This window comes from Mariniradius saccharolyticus AK6 (genome assembly GCF_000330725.2).
GTDB lineage: Bacteria > Bacteroidota > Bacteroidia > Cytophagales > Cyclobacteriaceae > Mariniradius > Mariniradius saccharolyticus.
Genome location: NZ_AMZY02000020.1, coordinates 132,755 through 150,019, shown reverse-complemented (window position 1 = coordinate 150,019; position 17,265 = coordinate 132,755). Strand labels below are relative to the sequence as shown.

Below are 17,265 nucleotides of genomic sequence, written 5' to 3'. Positions count from 1 at the left end.
CAAAAGGGAACCCCAGTTCCTCTCAGCCCTCCCCATGTTCCTTTTGCGCGAAGTACTCGTAGTCGAGAATGACTTGGTTGATAAACTCCAGCGATTTGGTTTCATAGCTGATTTGGAGCATCTCTCCAGTCTTTTCCGCCAAACGCTTCAGGAGGCCAAAATCCTGGGTCTGGAGTGCCTCCGCACGTATCTCCTTGATTTGTCGGATTTGCACATCCGTGAGGTTCACGACTTGCGGATACTTTGGCTCGTGGGTCGAAGCCACCTTTACCAACAAATCCTCGCCCCTGACCAAAGTCTGTTTGAGTGAAATCACCGTCGTACCGGCCGCCATGTCTCCAAGGCGCTGCCCCTTGCCTCCCAAAAGGATACTCAGGACCGCTACACCTCCCGAGCTGATCGTCAGGTCGATCGGACGCAGCAGCCAACGAATAAGGTAATCCGTGATGGAGGCTTTGCTGCCGTCTATCTTCACTACACGGATGTTGAGGGCGTATTTTCCGGGAGTTTGCCCGTTCATGAAAACCTCAAACAGCAGGTGGTACAGCAAAAAGGGCAGTGCTATAAAGGTGAACAAAGCGACCGAACCATCTTCCATTTTCAGAATCGCAAATGCCGTAATGGCTACCAACACCACATAAATGACTAAAATGAAACTATCGAGCATGTATGCCAAGACTCGGTCCCCCAAGCTTGCGGGACGTTGCTTGATCTGGATATGCTGCGCAGTTTCAATGTGGATACCTTCCATGTGGTTTTCGATTTATTCCCCTAAAATAATTTTTTTATGAAAACAGCCCAGCCCTTGCGTTAAAATAAAATAATTGAATAGTTTTAGACTAGTCAATCGAAGTCTATGAGGGAGTCGCTTTTCATCAAAAGAAACCAGGACAAATGGAAAGTCTTTGAGCAGCATATTTCCAAGAAAAACTCCCTCTCACCTTCCAAATTGGCTGATTTGTATTTGGAGATTACGGATGATTTGAATTATGCCAAGACATTTTTTCCGGAAGGCAAGGCATTTTCCTACCTCAATCACCTTGCCTCCAACTACCATCGGGAAGTGTACCAGGACAAAACCACCGGTGTCAGGAAGATAGTTGATTTTTATACCAGGGATTTCCCCTTGCTGTTTTACAAATACTTGCCGCATCTGGCGGTTGCGTTTGGGGTATTTGCGCTTTTCTGCCTGATGGGGGCCTATTCGACCAAGACGGAGATTTCCTTTGTCCGCTCGATATTGGGTGACGGCTATATCAACCAAACCCTCGCCAATATCGAGGCCGGCGACCCCATGGCAGTCTACAAGAAGATGAACCAAGTGGATATGTTTCTCGGCATCACGGTCAATAACATCCGGGTGGCGATTACGGCATTTGTCGCTGGAATCATAGTCGGCGTCGGCACCTTGCTCATCCTCATGTACAATGGGATAATGCTTGGCTCATTCCAGTACTATTTCCATACCCACGGTCTGCTTTGGGAATCCTTCCGGACGATTTGGATCCATGGGACGCTCGAGATATCGGTGATCGTGATTGCCGGGTGTGCGGGCTTGGTATTGGGGACCGGCATCCTTTTTCCCGGCACCTACAGCCGCCTGCTTTCCTTCCAACGCGGGATGAAAGATGGCCTGAAGATTCTCGCCAGCACAATCCCTTTCTTTGTCATTGCAGGATTCCTGGAATCCTTCGTCACCCGCTACACCCAAATGCCGGACGCACTTAGTCTCGTCATTATTCTGGGTTCGCTTACCCTGGTCATTTACTACTATGTCTATTTACCCATCAAACTTCACAACCAATACAATCATGCAGAACTACATCGAATTGAGAAAGAAAAGGGATCTCGGTGAAATCCTCTCCGACACCTTTGCGTTTGCCAGAATCAACAGCAAGCCGCTTTTCAACATCCTGCTGAAAACCACCGGGATCTTCTTCCTACTAAGCGTGCTGTTTTCGGGCTATTACCAATACGCCAACTTGAATAGGCTGGTCACCGAGGACCTCGCGACGTTTGGCATATCAATTGTCCTTTTGATGATAGGTTCAGTGCTTTATTATGCTTCTGCCACGTCCTCGATCTTCGCGTTCATGCAGCAATACTTGGATACAAAAGGCAAGGTATCGGAAGAGCCCGTGATCCGTGAGGCCAAAAGTAACATCGGCCAAATGATCTTGCTGAGCATCATGGCCTACTTGCTCCTCATCTTTGGGTTCGTATTCTTCTTTTTTCCCGGAATATATTTTATCGTACCGATTGCCCTGGCCTTTCCTGTTTTCTTTTTCAAAAAACTCGGAAAAAGAGACAGCATCCGTGCCGCTTTCAAACTGGTTTCGGGTTATTGGTGGGTTACCTTCGGGACCATCGTCGTCATGGCTATCTTGATCAGTATCATTTCATTTGTTTTCCAACTACCAGGAACGGTATACATCGGCGTCAAGGCGTTCTTTGAGGCAAGCCAAGGAAGCGGTGAATTTGAAGAATTCGGCGGCGATTTCATATACCTATTGTTGGCCACAATCGGGTCCGCAGCAAGTAACCTTTTGTCGATATTCATGATCATTGCGACGGGCTTGGTGTATTTTGATTTGGATGAGGAAAAAAACAGAACCGGCATCAAGGCAAAACTCGAAGAACTTGGCTAAGAAACTCCTGCTTTTCCTTTTCCCATTATTGTTCCATTTTCAGGCGAGAGCCCTTCAGGAAATGGCCTCGGATAGTATTGGCACAAAGGAAGATTCTCTGGGTTTCGATTACCATCGACCTGCGGAATTTGGAACCGACTATGTAGATTCTTACCTCGCCCAAAAGGAATTCCAGTACAAAGAAATCCAGCAAGAACAGACTTGGCTCGACAAGATTAAACAAAGGATCCAAAATGCCTGGGATAGGTTTTGGGCGGGCATCTTTGGCAGCCGGGCATTCTCTGGTTTCTGGAAAGTGTTTTTCCAATTGGCTCCGTACCTGCTGCTCCTGGTATTGATGGCCCTACTCGTGTGGTTAGCGATGAAGTATGGCGGCGGGGAAAGCCAAGACAAGCGATTCGCGCTTTCTGCTATCAGTTCCGATGAGGTTCTGTTGAAGAGCCACAACCTCAAAGCCCTCGCCGAGGACGCCATGCGCAGCGGAGACTATCGACTAGCTTTGCGCTATCGGTATTTGATCGTCCTCCAACACCTGATCCAGCAAAAACTGATTGTCTGGAAATCCTCCAAAACCAATTATGAATACCAGCGCGAGCTGCAAGGGACGGGATTCCAAGCGCCGTTTTCGGAAGTGACGCGTATCTACAATTTCGTGTGGTACGGGCATTTTGATTTGGACGAGAAGACTTACGGAGACCTCGAAAAGGCATTTAACCAAATAGACCAACTCCGATGAGCACCGGTACCAAAATCCTCTTTGCATTGATTTCGCTGCTCATCTTGGGCGTACTGCTGCTGATACATGCGAGCCCGCCACCGATCGATTGGTCGCCAAGCTACGAACAGAACGATACACGCCCTTTTGGCGCAAAGGTGTTTTACGACTTGATCAAGAAGGGCGATTCGATCTGGAAAGATGTGAATCGCCCACCATACGAATGGATTGAAGAAGCCCCGTCTCAGGCTATTTACGTCTTTGTCAACCAATACTTTGATTCTGACCCCGAGGAGACTGAAAAGCTTATTAATTGGGTCGAATCAGGCGGTCACTTGTTCATTTCGGCGGCTGATTTCTCCGAACCACTGCTTGACAGTCTTTCCATAAAGACCAAGATTTTCCCCGAGGATTTCTCATTGACCCGTATATCCCAGCTTAGCTTGGAAAAACCAATGCATTTGCCCGATTCGATCCTTTTTGAGGAATTCAATTTGGGTGTGTACTTCAAGTGGGGAGATAGCGTCCAAGTCAGTACGTTGGGAAAAATTCAATCCACTGCAGCCGTGGACACCTTAGGCGCACAACCCAACTTCATCCAAATCCGCAAGGGAAGCGGCCTTGTCACCTTGCATGCCTTTCCCGAGGCATTTTCCAATTATTTTCTGTTGGATAAGAACAACAAGGTCTACACCGAACAGGTCTTGGGGACCTGGGACTCGGGGCAGCCGGTTTTCTTGGACCAATACATCAAGATCGGAAAAAACACCAACCTCTCACCTTTATACCTGATTTTGAGTAATAAGTACCTGAGCGCGGCGTACTTCACTTGCTGGATCCTACTCGTTCTGTGGGTGGTTTTTGAAGGAAAAAGAAGACAAAAAGCCATCAACGTCATCTATCCGCCCCAAAACAAGAGTTTGGAATTTGCCAAGACGATCGCTTCCATGTACCTGAAGCAGCCAAATATGACAGAGCTCGGACATTTGCAGATCAAGTTGTTTTGGGACTACTGCAGGACGCATTTTCTCCTGCAAATGGAGGAAAACAAAATGGACGGCATTATCCTGCTTTCCGAGAAAAGCGGCGTCGATCTGGAGTTGTCCAAGGCAACTGTCCTGAAATTGACCGAGCTGGAAAAGAGGGAAAACCTCGGGCAGGAAGACATCCAACACATTCACCAAACCATCGAAAAGTTTAAATCTCAACAGCAATATGGAAGAAACCTCCAACACGCCCGATAGCGCCGAGTCCTTGCCGTTTGGCAACCGCATCCCTGTGGAAACCATCGCCGCGGGCATGGAAAAAGTCCGCCAAGAAATCAAAAAAACCATCGTTGGGCAGGATGAAATGATCGAGCTCATGCTTGTCGCCTTGCTCGCCAAGGGACATATCCTGCTCGAAGGCGTTCCCGGCATCGCCAAAACCCTAACGAGTAAATTGTTTGCCAAGTCGATCCATACGGGATTCAGCCGCATCCAATTCACGCCCGACCTGATGCCCGCCGATGTGCTTGGCACGTCCATCTTCAAAGCGGGCGAGTTTGAATTCAAGCAAGGGCCCATTTTCTCCAACATCATTTTGATCGATGAAATCAACCGCGCCCCGGCCAAGACCCAATCAGCCTTGTTTGAGGTCATGGAAGAACGGCAGGTGACCATGGATGGCCACACCTATCCGATGCCGCCGCCGTTTATGGTCCTCGCGACCCAAAACCCCATCGACTCCGAAGGTACCTACCGACTTCCTGAGGCACAGTTGGACAGGTTTCTGTTCAAAATCCAGCTCGGCCTCCCCAACCTAGAAGAAGAAATTCTCATCCTCAAAAACCGCGGTTCGGACACTGCCGACGAACCCCAGGTGGATCCCGTCCTGTCCGGGGAGGAAGTCAACCAGTTCCAAAAGTGGACCTTTGCCGTCCGGATTGAGGAAAAGCTCCTGCAATACATCGCACAAATGGTAGTCAAGACAAGGTCGCATCCGAGCCTCTATGCGGGCGCTTCTCCGCGTGCTTCCTTGGCAATTCTCCGAGCCTCACAGGCTTTGGCGGCCATGTCCGGGAGGGATTTTGTCATTCCCGAGGACATCAAGCGTGCGGCCATCCCGGCAATGCGGCACCGCATCATCCTCAATCCCGAAAAAGAAATGGAAGGCGTATCGCCTGACTTGATCTTGGAAGGCATCGTTCAATCCATCGAAATCCCCCGCTGACTTGCTGACGCTGTACAGACAATTGTTTTTGGGCAAAAGGCTCTACCTCGGCTTGGCGGTGGTGGCCTTGGTCTTCTTTTTGTCTTTTTGGTTTTGGATAGTGTATCCGATTGCGCTGTTTTTGGCCTGCATGCTGACTGCGCTGTTCCTCGTGGATTTGCTGTCGGTGTTTGGGAAAAAGGCTGGCATCCAAGGAAGCCGCATCCTTCCCGAGAAGTTTTCCAACAGCGACGCCAACGAGGTCGGGATTTCCATTTCCAATGGGTACCGGTTTGCCGTCCGCCTTTTTGTCCTCGACGAAATCCCCGAGCAGTTCCAAAAACGGGACTTTGGATATTTTACCGACCTGGCACCGGGTGAAAGCCGCGAAACCCATTACTCTCTGACCCCCAAGCTGCGGGGAGAGTACCGCTTTGGCAGCCTGCACCTCTTTGCCCACGGGCCCTTGGGACTTGTCGCCCGGCGTTATAGCTTCGACGACCGCCAAACCGTCAAGGTCTACCCCTCCTTCCTCCAGATGCGGAAATACGAGTTTCTGGCCTTCAATGCCATGAAGCGGGAATACGGGCTGAAAAAGCTCCGCAAGTTTGGTCACAGCCGGGAGTTTGAGCAGATCAAACCCTATGTCGTGGGTGATGACCTCCGCCACCTCAACTGGAAGGCTGCAGCCAAGACGGGCAAGCCCATGACCAACCATTTCCAAGAGGAAAAAGCACAGCCCGTGTATTCCATCATAGACTTGGGAAGGGTGATGAAGATGCCCTTTGATGGACTCAGCTTGCTGGACTACGCGATCAACAGCAGCTTGGTGTTTTCCAATATCGCGTTGAAAAACGGCGACAAAGCAGGGTTGGCGACCTTTTCGGACCAAATCGGCCCGACCTGTGAGGCGCACCACCGTCCCACCCAGATCAAGACCATCATGGAACTGCTGTACAATATCCAAACGGGATTTCCGGAGTCGGACTTCGGGAAACTGTACAGCTGGGTGCGCAAGAAAGTCGGTCAAAAGAGTCTGCTGATGATCTACACCAACTTTGAGCATGCGGGTGCGATGCGGCGGCAGCTGCCCTTTCTGAGGGCCTTGGCCAAGCACCATGTGGTCTTGGTGGTGTTTTTCGAAAACCACCTCTTGGAGGAATTTTCCGAGCAGCCGGCCAGTTCACTTTCGGGCATCGTCGAAAAGACCATCGCCGCCAAGTTTATTTACGACAAGCGGCTGATAGCCAAGGAACTCAAACGCCACGGCATCCAAACCATCCTCTGCGCCCCCCAATCCCTCTCCATCCAAACCATCAACAAATACCTGGAAATCAAGGCAAAGGGGTTGATTTAGGGGGGAGGGAAGAGCCATTTCAAATCGTGAAGAAAAATCCAGAAATAGGACCAAGGGAATTGAACACAAATAGATCTGTGGACAGATTGGATATTTATTTTCAAAAAATTATGTTTAGATTGATTGGATCCAATCGACAATATGATTGAAATTACACTGAGATATTGAGAAAGCATCTAGTGTTTAGTTCACGCATGAGTTGTGTCCCTTTTTTTTTTCGAATGAGATTAAATAACGAAAATGTTTTTTAAAGGAGATATATTATTACCATCGAGCCGAGTTGCCAAGAGAGATTGGCAAAATGGTTTGTTTCACCCTGCTGTAGTTTGGGATGATTTGTATGATGGGAACAGTGACTTTCATGGAATTATGTTGACGCATACAGCACCTAATGAAAAATTCGACAATATTTTGATGACTGCAAACCATTTCGAAAAAGGACATGAAATTGTATTTTCAAATACACATTTTGTGAATCAGCTTTTTATTAAATTTCAGGGATGGGGAGCTTTTGAATTAGTAGGCAGATTAACAGCAGAAGGTATTGAGTTTATTGGAAATCATTTGAACACAAATTCTCATCCAATGGAGTTTACTCAATACAGGCAATTAGTAACTAGATAAATGAATGACAATATCCATATCAATGTAAATCATGAAGTCCTTGTTTGGGCAAGGGAATCGCTTGCATTGAATCGTACACAGACTTCTGAAACTACGGGTATTTCTCCAAAGCGATTGGTTCAATTGGAGACAGGCGAAAAGCAGCCTACATTGGAGGAATTAAAAGTATTTTCCAAAACCTACAAACGCACCATCGCAACACTCCTGTTGAATACACCACCAAAAGAGAAACCACTTCCAAAGGACAGACGAACCATAGATTCAAAAGAGCTTGGACACTTCCATGAAAAAACCATTATGGCAGTCCGTAAGGCAAGGGCATTGGCTCATTCCTTTGTTGAACTACGAGAAGAAATGGGTATGCCTTTTCCGAAATTCAGCATATCAGCAACTCTTCAAGAAAATCCCAGAGAAATTGCACAGAAAATTCGCCAGCATTTACAGTTGAATGAAATAAGGGAGATTGAAGATGTCAAACTTGCGTTAGAAGCGTACATTGAAAAAGTTGAATCTTTGGGGATTGCTGTCTTTCAATTAAGCCTTACACAAGATAATGTGAGGGGTTTTGCCATTGTTGATGATCTTGTACCTATCATTGGTATTAAAAGAGGTGGTGAGCAGGCTCATTCAAAGACATTTACCTTATTTCATGAGTTGGGACATATTATATTAAACGAAGGGGCGATAACTGATTTATCCTTAAACCCGGGATGGGAATTAGAAAGATGGTGTAACGCTTTTTCCGCGGAGGTTTTAGTTCCAACTTCGGACCTACTTAACATGGCAATTGTTCTTGATTACCAAAGGAAAGGCGAAAGTGAATGGAAACTAAAAGACCTAGTTGAATTAGGAAAATATTTCCATGTCGGCCCTTTGGCAATTTTGAGAAGGTTGTTTGAACAAAAGCTTACAACGAAAAATTTCTACCAGGAGAAACACGCACAATGGAATAAGTCGAAAGGATTTGGAAGAGCAAAGGATCCTAAAGGTAGAGAATTACACAAGGAAGCGCTGACGGAAAAAGGCAGAACGTATGTTTCATTAGCCTTTAAAGCTTATGATCAAAACCGAATAAATTTAAAGGACTTGTCTGATTTTTTAGGCGTTAAGTTGTCCTACATACCCAAAACAAGACAACTGCTCAATGCCTAACCATGGATTTATTCAGCGAAGGAAATACGGTTTACGTTATTGATACGAGTGCGTTAATGAGGTTGGATTTAACATTCAAACGAGAAAATCCAGTATTTACAGCCATTTGGGAAGAGATTGAAGATTTGATTGTACAGGGAAGATTTTTAGTGATTGATTTCGTTGAGCAAGAAATCAATGAGTATCGAGGTAAAGAGATTTTTCTCAAGGATTGGGTAAATAAATGGAGAAAACGATTAGTTGTTGAAACTGACGCTAATAGTTTTAATGCTGCAAGACCAATTATCAACGAGGAATACAATACAGGCTTTTTAAAACCTAATAAACAAGCGGAGGGAAAAGAAGAGGCTGATCCTTATCTAATTGGATTTTGTAAAGTTCACAATTATGTCTTGATAACCGATGAAAACAAATTGAAGCCAAACCGAATTCCGGCTGTAGCTCATAAAAATGGTGTAAAGTGTATTGACGTGTATGAGTTTTTGCATGAAAGAGGATTAAGAATGGAGAGAAGAAAACCATAAAAAGGTTGAAGTCGATTAGGTAGGCCCACGACGTGCGGCATTGCGATAGCGCCAAGGGCATCCTGATAAACAATGTCCACAGAATGATGCTTGGAAATAGTCCTAATTTTCGACGAAAAATTCAACTAAATTATTTATCCACAAAAGCGGGCCGACGGGTGTGGTAGAGATTGTTGGGGTAATTTTCGGGGCCTCGGGATTAAAGAAAATCTGATATAAAGAAGGCAACAACAAATAATGGAAAGTTGAATATGAAATTTTTTCAAATCCTAAGCATCCTTGCATTTGGACTACTCACCTTTTGCCACTCAGAAAGGGAAATTGACACAGTGAACATTGACGAAAGAGCAAAGGAGTTCATTGGCGAAATCGACTCCTTAATTTTAAAGGATTTGCAACACTTGTATTTTATTTACAGAGGGCCAAATGGTTTTTTGCAAAATGACTCTGTGCAGGAATTGCGGTATAATGTTCGATTCTCTCAATTTGAAGACAGATTGGAATTATTTATAAACAGGCCAGAGAGATTCATCAAGGATTTCTCCATAAAATTAGAGCCTGACACTTCCATTTTCAATCTAAAATTGGTTAAGACGGATAACAAAGTTCAGATATTCAAAAATTGGGACGTTTTAGTTAAATCCGTGCACCCGGATTCACTGAGCAAAAAAGACCCGTTTGAATATTTTTCGAGTTTAAATGAATTAAAAGACAAGTATGATTTGGTAAAAATCAGTCATGCCAGTCATCTAGGAGAATTTGTTGAGTTTTATTTCACCACCGAAGATGTACTAACTTTTATGCGGGACACTTCTCGAATAGATTCGCGGTTTAAAAGTATTTGGATAAAAAAATGGGATGAAGGTAAATGGATCACTCAAAATTGGAATCTGAGGAAACTCAAAAAACCAATTGAAGTTGGCGGATAAACATTAGCTGCCAGTTGAATATGCGATATCTTCACCCCATTTTCCCGTCGCCCAAATCTTCCGCCAAATTTCTTGGATTCAAACCAAATTTCACTCCTTTTGGGAGCTTTTTTTAGAGTCCCAGGTTGGCATGACGAACTCTCGTTTTGTGATGCTTCCATAATTCAATAAACGGACACTTTTCGTATCGGAAACAAATCAAATCGTATCAAATCGTATCATTTTTTTTCACTGTTTCAAATCATAATCGTATCTTTACGTATCAAATCGTATCAAAATGGACATAGAAGTATATTCCTTTAAACTGAACATTAATTGGAAGCTAATTAACTTCATCAGCCAAATTGACCGCTTCGATGCAAGCTGGACGGCCATTGAACGAAGGGAAGGACAAAGCCTCAAAGAGCTGAAAAACATCGCTACCGTGCGAAGTGTTGGTGCTTCAAACCGGATTGAAGGAAACAGAATGAGCGACGAAGAGGTCGACGTGCTACTTCAAAAAATAGACATAACAAAACTCACCGATAGAGATTCGCAGGAAGTAGTCGGTTATTTTGAAGTCTTGGACTTGATTTCTGAATCATACGAAAACATCAATCTTACCGAAAGCCACATCAAAAGTTTACACAATAGCCTTTTGCGTTATAGCGACAAAGACCAATGGCATAAAGGAAATTACAAGGCCCATAGCAACGCTGTTGAAGCATCATTCCCGGACGGTACAAGGGAAATCATCTTTCAAACAACCGAAGCAGGATTTGCAACAGAAGACGCAATAAGAGCTTTGCTGAATTGGTATAATTCCGAAACTGAGATACACCCCTTGATCAAAATAGCATCTTTTGTCTATGACTTTTTGAGCATTCACCCTTTCCAAGATGGAAACGGCAGATTGAGTCGTTTGGTATCAACGCTGCTATTACTCAAAAACGGGTATAAATGGATACAATATGTAAGTTTCGAACATGAAATCGAAAACCGAAAAAACGAATATTATCAGGTTCTCAGAAGCTGCCAGGCAAAACGCCCACACGAAGACATAACCGTTTGGATTCAATTCTTTTTGAGTTGCATTTCCAATATTCAGTCAAAACTATTGGTGAAACTGAATACCACCGGTGTAGAAGCACAAATTTCGCCAAAGGAAAAATCAATCTTTACAATTATCCAAAATCGCCCAAACATACAATCGGGAGAAATCTCCGAAAAATTGGCAATACCATTACCCACTGTGAAACGTGTTCTGTCAGAGTTGGTCAACAAAGGACTGATTGAAAAACAAGGTAGCGGACGAAATGTGAGTTACACGATATAATAGGTTGCATTTTTGTCAAAGGCGCCTTTAACTAATAAGAATGATGATCGCCGAGTTAACATCAATATATTGATTCATACATCCCCTTAAGTCAACGCCTTATGCCATAACCTACAGGTTCTAATGGCATCGTTTTGGATCACAGCACCTTTACAGAATATATTTCGAGTTTACTTTTTCGGACAATTGAGAGGAAAAAATATTTGTTCGTCTCCGAAAAACCGACAACATGAAAACAACAATTGACATCGACGAAGCGCTCATGGAAGCAGCTATGAGGGCTTCTGGCAATAAGACCAAAAAAGAAACCGGCGAGGCTGGGCTGCGCCTGCTTGTAGCATTGGAACAACAAGCGCGCATTAAATCATTCCGGGGAAAACTCATATGGGAGGGTAATCTGGAAGAAATGCGCCGCGACTCGTGATATTGATTGGATTATTTGTATGGATTGATCTCTTCGATGGAGACAAGACTTTTTACATCGAAAACGACTCGAACTCCCACACAATGACCATGACTTCAAATTAATCGAAAAACACCTAGGGCTTCGGTCAGTTGCATTTTAGACTAACTGGGGGAAAATTCCCTTGGCTCTCAATTTGGCAGATGCATTCTTGGTTCAAATCCCGTCTCAATTGTCGAGAACCGCTATCACTCCAGCCGCAAAATCATTCATGCTGAATCCCCCTTTGGGCGTGTAGCCAAGCCTGACAATCACCAAATCCTCCGACGGGATGACCAATATCCACTGTCCCTCAAAGCCGCCGGCATAAAATGCATCGTTGGGCAAATCGGGAAACAACTTATCAGCGGGATTGTACTTGTTGCCGGCATTGAGCCACCACTGTGCACCATACTGGCCTATAGGCGCGGCAGGCGTGGGCGTCACAGCAAACTTGACCCACTCTTGGGAAAGGACTTGGCTGCCCTCCCAATTCCCTTTGTTCAGCATCAGCAGGCCAAATCTTGCAAAATCACGACCTGGCGCAAAAACAAAGGATGAACCCACGAAAGTGCCGGAGGCATCTTTTTCCATCACGGTATGGTGCATGCCGACTTTGTAAAACAGATCCTCGTAGGGCAGGCGCTGGTACTTCTCCTCCCCGAGTTGGTTTCTGAGGATTTTGGAAACGATGTTGGTGGTACCGGAGGAATAATAAAAGTATGTTCCCGGTTCATATTTCAAAGGTTTGGCCGCCGCGATCGCTGCCGCATCAGGCTTCAAGAAAAGCATATTGGTAGCATCCGACACGCCACCGTAATCTTCCACCCAATCCAGCCCATTCGTGGCCTGCAGCATATTTGTCAGGGAAATTTTGCTCCGCTCGTCGGACCATTCGGGAAGCAGGTTTTTCTGGTCCAATGTCATGATTCCCCTATCCACCTGCAATCCTACCAAGGTACTGATGATGCTTTTCCCCATAGACCAAGAGGTATGCTTGGTGTTGATGTCATGGTCGTTGCCGTAGCCTTCCGCCACCAATTGCCCCTTGTGCACCACCAAAATCATATGCGTCAACAGAGGCTTCCTTTCGGGACTTTCCAACTCATGGTCGATCATTTCCTGGATTTTCCTATAAGGCGCAAGGTTCAGGATTGAGTCGTTGAGCATATCTCCGGAGGGCCAGCGTACCGTATCCTGGGACCAAGTTGGCTTGGTGGCGGCAAAGTAGGGCTGGTTCCTAACGGCGGATTCGCTTTCGCCGGACAGCAAGGTGCAGCCCTGGCCCTCCCGGTAAATAGCAACCCGCTTGGCCAAACCGAACACACTGCCGGTTACCTTTTGCCCTTCCCTATCCACTGCAAAATTCCCCAGACTAATCGGAAAGGAACCCAATTCCTGGCTGTGGACAGAAGCCTCGGATCGCTCGGCCACAAAGACACAGCTACACATGATTTTGGCGCCATAGGCGCTGATGAGGGGAAAGGACTTCCATGCATAGGAAATGCCGTAAGCCAATCCAATCAACAATACGACAGAGACGATGCGACCAAGCCTTTTTTTCATAGATGCTTAGGGGAATGTAGGTGAAACACGCATTTGAAAGTAAGAAAAATACCGCCTTGGAAATAGGCCATCACTTTCCCAAAGAAAAAAAATTCCCATTCAGCTGGCTATACCTTCCAATTCCCGCATTTTGACCAAGAACTCTTGCCCGAAACTCAGCTTTTTTGCAGCAGGTGAATTGGGTGCAATTGCCCTCCAAAAGGGCGTGATGCGCTCGATCGGCTCGCCTTTTTGATAGGCCTCGTAGGCAGCCTCCGCGGCGATACGGAGAAATATCCCCGTCGTCACCGGGCAGGTATATTCGGCCCGGTATTCCAGTGCCAAATCTTTTCGAATGGTTTTGATATCCACCGTTTTGCCTTTTGGCACTTGGTGCAGGTAGTCGGAAAGGATTTTTGGGCTGGCAATCAGCATCAAGCCATTTGCGGGGATATCCGCAAAGGCGTTTTCGATCCGCTTGACCTCCGGTTCGGTTCTGGTCATGAACTTCTCTGACCATGATTTTTTGGTAGACATAGGGTATCTGGGATAGTTTTGTTCAAACACTAGGCTATACTCCTCCAATTTACAAATTCAAAAAATATCGCCAGAGTAAACGGGACAAAAGAATCGGCGAGGGAATGCGCCTAGCGCCTACGCCCCATTTCACCCAGACGGGGAGTATTCCTTCGCAAAACATGACCTCTTTCAAACTCTATTTCTTGCCGGGAGTTAAAACCCAAATGCTCCGATATGCTTTTCAACGAAAACGAATCTTTATCCGAAATCTGGCAGGCTGTCGTCCATGAACTGCATCGCGGAGCATTGGACCCGAAGCACCCCTTTCGCTTTGCCAACCTTGGAACGATCGGAAAATATGGCCCCGAAGTTCGGACGGTGGTGATCCGATCCATCGGCAAAAATTTTGAGTTCCATTGCTTCACGGATTACCGCTCGGAAAAAGTGGCCGACCTGACAGCAAGTCCAATAGGAACTTTACACTTTTACCATTCCCAAAAACGCGTGCAGATCAGAATCAAGGCAGAAGTTGAAATTCACCATCAGGATGCAGTAGCGAAACACTTTTGGAAAAAAGTCCCCAATGAAGCCCAAAATGCCTATACCTCTACTTTGGCACCCGGAACTCCAATTTCAGATCCCGAATCGGGTTTTGATTGGGCGGAGAAGACGGATGATCAATTTTTCACGGTTTTGAAATTCATCCCCCAATCAATCGAAGCCTTACAGCTAAATGGCTTGAGACATTTGAGGATTTTGTTCTCAAAAAAAGAATCCTGGGAAGGTCAGTGGCTGGTGCCTTGACAGAGAATGCCTTAGGGCCGAAGTTTTTCCATCTCCCATTATCGGGATTCCAATCGCGCCTAGACATTCCACCAATAAGTAAACTTCAAAACCACCGACCTGTTTTTGACATGGAAAGGGTCCGGCAGGTAATTATCCATGTACACGATGAACAAGTCCGAAGCAGGCGCAAATCTCCATTGGAACCGGCTATTGAGATTGATGTTCTTGATTTGCTCGTTGTATTGGAGGAAGGTGGTGAAAAAAACGGTATTGGTCAGGGTCACGTCGATTCTGGGTCCTACGAGCCAAAAGTCCGTTTGCCCCCAAGGTTCGGGCAGGTGGATTTGATTGAAGGTACTGCTCAAAGCCAAGCTGACATAAGGCTGGAATCGATACCCTAGATCTCCGGTGAAGGTGTACAGGTTTCCGTTGGCATAGTATCCGCCTACTCGGGTAGAAAACCCATAAGTAAAGACACTCTGAGGCTTGGAAGTGTACTCGGTCCTCCAGCCCATCGCATAATGCTCAGACCCAACGGGAAGTTTTTCTCTGCCTGAATTGGTGGGATCAAAAGGTGCCTGGAGCTTGACAAAATCGTAGGTCAGGAAGGTTGAAAAATTACTTTGGCTTCGGAAGCGAATCGTATAGGAAAGAAAGGAAGCATTGTCGGTATAGACTCCCTGTGTGTTGAAAAATAGCGTCAAACTCCCATCTGGCCCATGGCTTAGGATTTTGGCACTCTTCGGAAACCAGCGATAACCCACTTGCGGGGCGATTTTTACGAAGCCTCGTCTTGGGACAAACCCCACTTCTGCAGTGAAATTTTCCGACACATATTCATGCTGCCAGTTCCAGGTGAGGTTGCCTCCGGCATATTTCAGGTTTGCGGCATGGGAAACGCCATTCCCAGCCCCATTGGGTCCAAAAGATTTGATGCCCATGACTTTTCCCGTCCAGAGATTATTGGCTGAGGCGAGATTGTATTCGAGGGCCACATTTCGGTTGAACTGAGAATAGGTGGGCTGTTCGGTATTCGGATCGGGCTGGTAGTTCAGGGATTGCTTGTTGACCAAAAGAACCCCGAAGTTGGAGCGGGCACCGACTTGCCGCTGCAGGGCCATCACCGTGAAATTCTGTGCTGGGAGGGCCGTTTCGGAAACCGCACCTGTCTGCATGTTCATGGCTCCGATCCTCCAATCTTTGTTAATCTTGCCGCTCAATCTAGCCCCAAATTGAATGGGCGCTTCCAACCCAATTCTCCGAGAGAAAAAAGGGCGGATGGTGGAATACCCAAAGCTGGCAAAAAGGTCTCCATTTTCGAGGAAAAATTGTCTTCGCTCGGGGAAAAAGAGCTCGAATCGGTCCAGATTGGTCACTTGTCGATCCACTTCCACCTGCGAAAAATCGGGATTCACCGTCAAGTCCAAGTTCAGCGAAGAAGTGAGGGAAATCTTGGCATCCATCCCGACTTCCCTGCGGTAGACATTTTCCCCTTCTTGGTCAAAATCCCTTGATACGCCACCCAGTACATAGGGAATCACAGAAATGTTGGCTCCGGGATCTGGGGGAGGACTGTCCCAGACCAAGGTTCCGGTATAGGCGAGGGAAGCCGAGGGAAATTGCCTGGGGACGGGAGCCCAGCCGGACTTTTCCGTGGTTTTCAGGTCCAATCTCGAAAAGTTGATGCCCCATTCGGTGATGCCTTTTTTGTATCGGATGGATTTGAAAGGAATCGCCGCCTCAAAGATCCATTTGTCCTCGTAGTTTTTGACTTTGGACACCCACTTGTTGTCCCAGCTCAGATCCACCGCGCCTCCATTGTACATTTGCCCGTCCCATTGGGCCCCAGCCGCATTGGCCCCAAAAGAAAAACCGTTCGTCAGATCATCAAAGGGATCCATGAACAACAGAAAGTTGTCGTTTTTCCCGAAGGAAAAATCCCTTCTGAGGGATTCGACCATATAGGGACCCTCCACTGCGTGGTAATTGACCACCAGGAGGTACAAGTGATGGTCATCATAACTCATCCGCACGTCGGTTTTCACCTTCGAAAAGCTGGTATCCATCGGCGTGATCATGAAAAAATCTGTCGCTATTTCAGCCTTTTCCCATGCTTCTTCGTCCATGACGCCGTCGACCACGATCGGAGAAATGGCCCGATGGATGTGGAGTCGGTAGTCGGCATTTATTTTTTGCGCTGGCAAAAAAGCATAAGTGCCTAAGAAAATCAGCATGAATAGGAATAGCGTGCGCATGGGGATAGGCTATGCTGACCGGTGGATAGTTTTGGGATTATTGATGGATTCGATAGGCACGGGTGAGATGGGTCAGTCTTCGGACCATTCGGAATTCACTTTCGGTGAAGAAATTGACTCCCCTTCTCGGTGTAATATAGACTTTCGGTGGTAGACTGGCTGGGCGCCGACAGCTATTGATCTGTAATCTCGTCCTTTTATCAAATCCATCCAAGACAATTGGGATGCAATTGGAATTCAATTCCAAATTCGGTATCGGAGTAT

At 46.3% G+C, this 17,265-nt stretch carries 17 protein-coding genes; 13 read left to right on the top strand and 4 right to left on the bottom strand.

The annotated features are described in order from the left end of the window. Nucleotides 1-22: 22 nt before the first annotated feature. Nucleotides 23-751: an RDD family protein gene (locus tag C943_RS19160; protein ID WP_008631234.1), complete on the bottom strand. Its 729-nt coding sequence runs from the start codon at nucleotides 749-751 to the stop codon at nucleotides 23-25. Between the two features lie 105 nt (nucleotides 752-856). On the opposite strand from C943_RS19160, the gene C943_RS19155 reads away from it, so the two are divergent. The 12 genes from C943_RS19155 to C943_RS19100 all read left to right on the top strand — a co-directional run bounded on the left by C943_RS19155 (nucleotide 857) and on the right by C943_RS19100 (nucleotide 11,878). Continuing rightward, nucleotides 857-1,855, top strand: coding sequence for a stage II sporulation protein M (locus tag C943_RS19155; RefSeq protein WP_008631233.1), 999 nt, complete (start codon nucleotides 857-859; stop codon nucleotides 1,853-1,855). Further along, nucleotides 1,812-2,648: a hypothetical protein gene (locus tag C943_RS19150; protein ID WP_008631232.1), complete on the top strand. Its 837-nt coding sequence runs from the start codon at nucleotides 1,812-1,814 to the stop codon at nucleotides 2,646-2,648. Before C943_RS19155 ends, C943_RS19150 begins: the two co-directional genes overlap by 44 nt. Then, nucleotides 2,641-3,384 (top strand): DUF4129 domain-containing protein, encoded by a 744-nt coding sequence (locus C943_RS19145; protein ID WP_008631231.1) that lies wholly within the window; start codon nucleotides 2,641-2,643, stop codon nucleotides 3,382-3,384. The genes C943_RS19150 and C943_RS19145 overlap by 8 nt, the downstream gene beginning before the upstream one ends. Next, nucleotides 3,381-4,607, top strand: a complete 1,227-nt coding sequence (locus C943_RS19140) for a DUF4350 domain-containing protein (protein ID WP_008631225.1) — start codon at nucleotides 3,381-3,383, stop codon at nucleotides 4,605-4,607. The genes C943_RS19145 and C943_RS19140 overlap by 4 nt, the downstream gene beginning before the upstream one ends. Beyond that, on the top strand, nucleotides 4,579-5,574 hold the full coding sequence (locus C943_RS19135; protein WP_008631223.1) for an AAA family ATPase: 996 nt from the start codon (nucleotides 4,579-4,581) through the stop codon (nucleotides 5,572-5,574). The genes C943_RS19140 and C943_RS19135 overlap by 29 nt, the downstream gene beginning before the upstream one ends. Nucleotide 5,575: 1 nt before the next feature. Beyond that, a complete protein-coding gene (locus C943_RS19130) occupies nucleotides 5,576-6,910 on the top strand; it encodes a DUF58 domain-containing protein (RefSeq protein ID WP_008631222.1) in 1,335 nt (444 codons plus the stop codon). A gap of 240 nt (nucleotides 6,911-7,150) precedes the next feature. After that, on the top strand, nucleotides 7,151-7,534 hold the full coding sequence (locus C943_RS19125) for a hypothetical protein (RefSeq protein WP_040481385.1): 384 nt from the start codon (nucleotides 7,151-7,153) through the stop codon (nucleotides 7,532-7,534). Further along, nucleotides 7,535-8,686 carry an ImmA/IrrE family metallo-endopeptidase gene (locus tag C943_RS19120; RefSeq protein WP_008631220.1) on the top strand — a complete coding sequence of 384 codons (1,152 nt, stop codon included), beginning with the start codon at nucleotides 7,535-7,537 and terminating at the stop codon, nucleotides 8,684-8,686. It begins immediately after the preceding gene. Between the two features lie 2 nt (nucleotides 8,687-8,688). After that, a complete protein-coding gene (locus C943_RS19115) occupies nucleotides 8,689-9,210 on the top strand; it encodes a DUF4411 family protein (RefSeq protein WP_081610511.1) in 522 nt (173 codons plus the stop codon). A gap of 251 nt (nucleotides 9,211-9,461) precedes the next feature. Further along, nucleotides 9,462-10,139 carry a hypothetical protein gene (locus tag C943_RS19110; protein ID WP_040481381.1) on the top strand — a complete coding sequence of 226 codons (678 nt, stop codon included), beginning with the start codon at nucleotides 9,462-9,464 and terminating at the stop codon, nucleotides 10,137-10,139. Nucleotides 10,140-10,416: 277 nt separating this feature from the next. Then, the gene (locus C943_RS19105) at nucleotides 10,417-11,454 is read left to right on the top strand and encodes a Fic family protein (RefSeq protein WP_008631215.1); all 1,038 of its coding nucleotides are present in this window, start codon (nucleotides 10,417-10,419) and stop codon (nucleotides 11,452-11,454) included. 229 nt (nucleotides 11,455-11,683) lie between these two features. Further along, complete coding sequence (locus C943_RS19100; protein ID WP_008631213.1) at nucleotides 11,684-11,878, top strand: type II toxin-antitoxin system VapB family antitoxin; 195 nt, start codon at nucleotides 11,684-11,686, stop codon at nucleotides 11,876-11,878. A gap of 207 nt (nucleotides 11,879-12,085) precedes the next feature. On the opposite strand, the gene C943_RS19095 is transcribed toward C943_RS19100, so the two are convergent. Together C943_RS19095 and C943_RS19090 are read right to left on the bottom strand one after the other, a co-directional pair. Further along, nucleotides 12,086-13,462: a serine hydrolase domain-containing protein gene (locus C943_RS19095; RefSeq protein WP_008631211.1), complete on the bottom strand. Its 1,377-nt coding sequence runs from the start codon at nucleotides 13,460-13,462 to the stop codon at nucleotides 12,086-12,088. Nucleotides 13,463-13,561: 99 nt separating this feature from the next. Next, nucleotides 13,562-13,978 carry a hypothetical protein gene (locus C943_RS19090; protein WP_008631210.1) on the bottom strand — a complete coding sequence of 139 codons (417 nt, stop codon included), beginning with the start codon at nucleotides 13,976-13,978 and terminating at the stop codon, nucleotides 13,562-13,564. 216 nt (nucleotides 13,979-14,194) lie between these two features. Here C943_RS19090 and C943_RS19085 point away from each other — a divergent pair, with 216 nt between their 5' ends. Next, the gene (locus tag C943_RS19085; RefSeq protein ID WP_008631209.1) at nucleotides 14,195-14,764 is read left to right on the top strand and encodes a pyridoxamine 5'-phosphate oxidase family protein; all 570 of its coding nucleotides are present in this window, start codon (nucleotides 14,195-14,197) and stop codon (nucleotides 14,762-14,764) included. Nucleotides 14,765-14,823: 59 nt separating this feature from the next. Here the strand turns inward: C943_RS19085 and C943_RS19080 are convergent, their stop codons facing one another. Beyond that, nucleotides 14,824-17,001, bottom strand: coding sequence for a DUF5916 domain-containing protein (locus tag C943_RS19080; protein WP_008631208.1), 2,178 nt, complete (start codon nucleotides 16,999-17,001; stop codon nucleotides 14,824-14,826). Between the last annotated feature and the right edge of the window lie 264 nt (nucleotides 17,002-17,265).

Coding starts and splice junctions, on each gene's coding strand:
- C943_RS19090 (WP_008631210.1), bottom strand. CDS start 13,978: ATGTCTACCAAAAAATCATGGTCAGAGAAGTTCATGACCAGAACCGAA.
- C943_RS19100 (WP_008631213.1), top strand. CDS start 11,684: ATGAAAACAACAATTGACATCGACGAAGCGCTCATGGAAGCAGCTATG.
- C943_RS19085 (WP_008631209.1), top strand. CDS start 14,195: ATGCTTTTCAACGAAAACGAATCTTTATCCGAAATCTGGCAGGCTGTC.
- C943_RS19140 (WP_008631225.1), top strand. CDS start 3,381: ATGAGCACCGGTACCAAAATCCTCTTTGCATTGATTTCGCTGCTCATC.
- C943_RS19095 (WP_008631211.1), bottom strand. CDS start 13,462: ATGAAAAAAAGGCTTGGTCGCATCGTCTCTGTCGTATTGTTGATTGGA.
- C943_RS19110 (WP_040481381.1), top strand. CDS start 9,462: ATGAAATTTTTTCAAATCCTAAGCATCCTTGCATTTGGACTACTCACC.
- C943_RS19105 (WP_008631215.1), top strand. CDS start 10,417: ATGGACATAGAAGTATATTCCTTTAAACTGAACATTAATTGGAAGCTA.
- C943_RS19155 (WP_008631233.1), top strand. CDS start 857: ATGAGGGAGTCGCTTTTCATCAAAAGAAACCAGGACAAATGGAAAGTC.
- C943_RS19150 (WP_008631232.1), top strand. CDS start 1,812: ATGCAGAACTACATCGAATTGAGAAAGAAAAGGGATCTCGGTGAAATC.
- C943_RS19080 (WP_008631208.1), bottom strand. CDS start 17,001: ATGCGCACGCTATTCCTATTCATGCTGATTTTCTTAGGCACTTATGCT.
- C943_RS19120 (WP_008631220.1), top strand. CDS start 7,535: ATGAATGACAATATCCATATCAATGTAAATCATGAAGTCCTTGTTTGG.
- C943_RS19135 (WP_008631223.1), top strand. CDS start 4,579: ATGGAAGAAACCTCCAACACGCCCGATAGCGCCGAGTCCTTGCCGTTT.
- C943_RS19115 (WP_081610511.1), top strand. CDS start 8,689: ATGGATTTATTCAGCGAAGGAAATACGGTTTACGTTATTGATACGAGT.
- C943_RS19160 (WP_008631234.1), bottom strand. CDS start 751: ATGGAAGGTATCCACATTGAAACTGCGCAGCATATCCAGATCAAGCAA.
- C943_RS19125 (WP_040481385.1), top strand. CDS start 7,151: ATGTTTTTTAAAGGAGATATATTATTACCATCGAGCCGAGTTGCCAAG.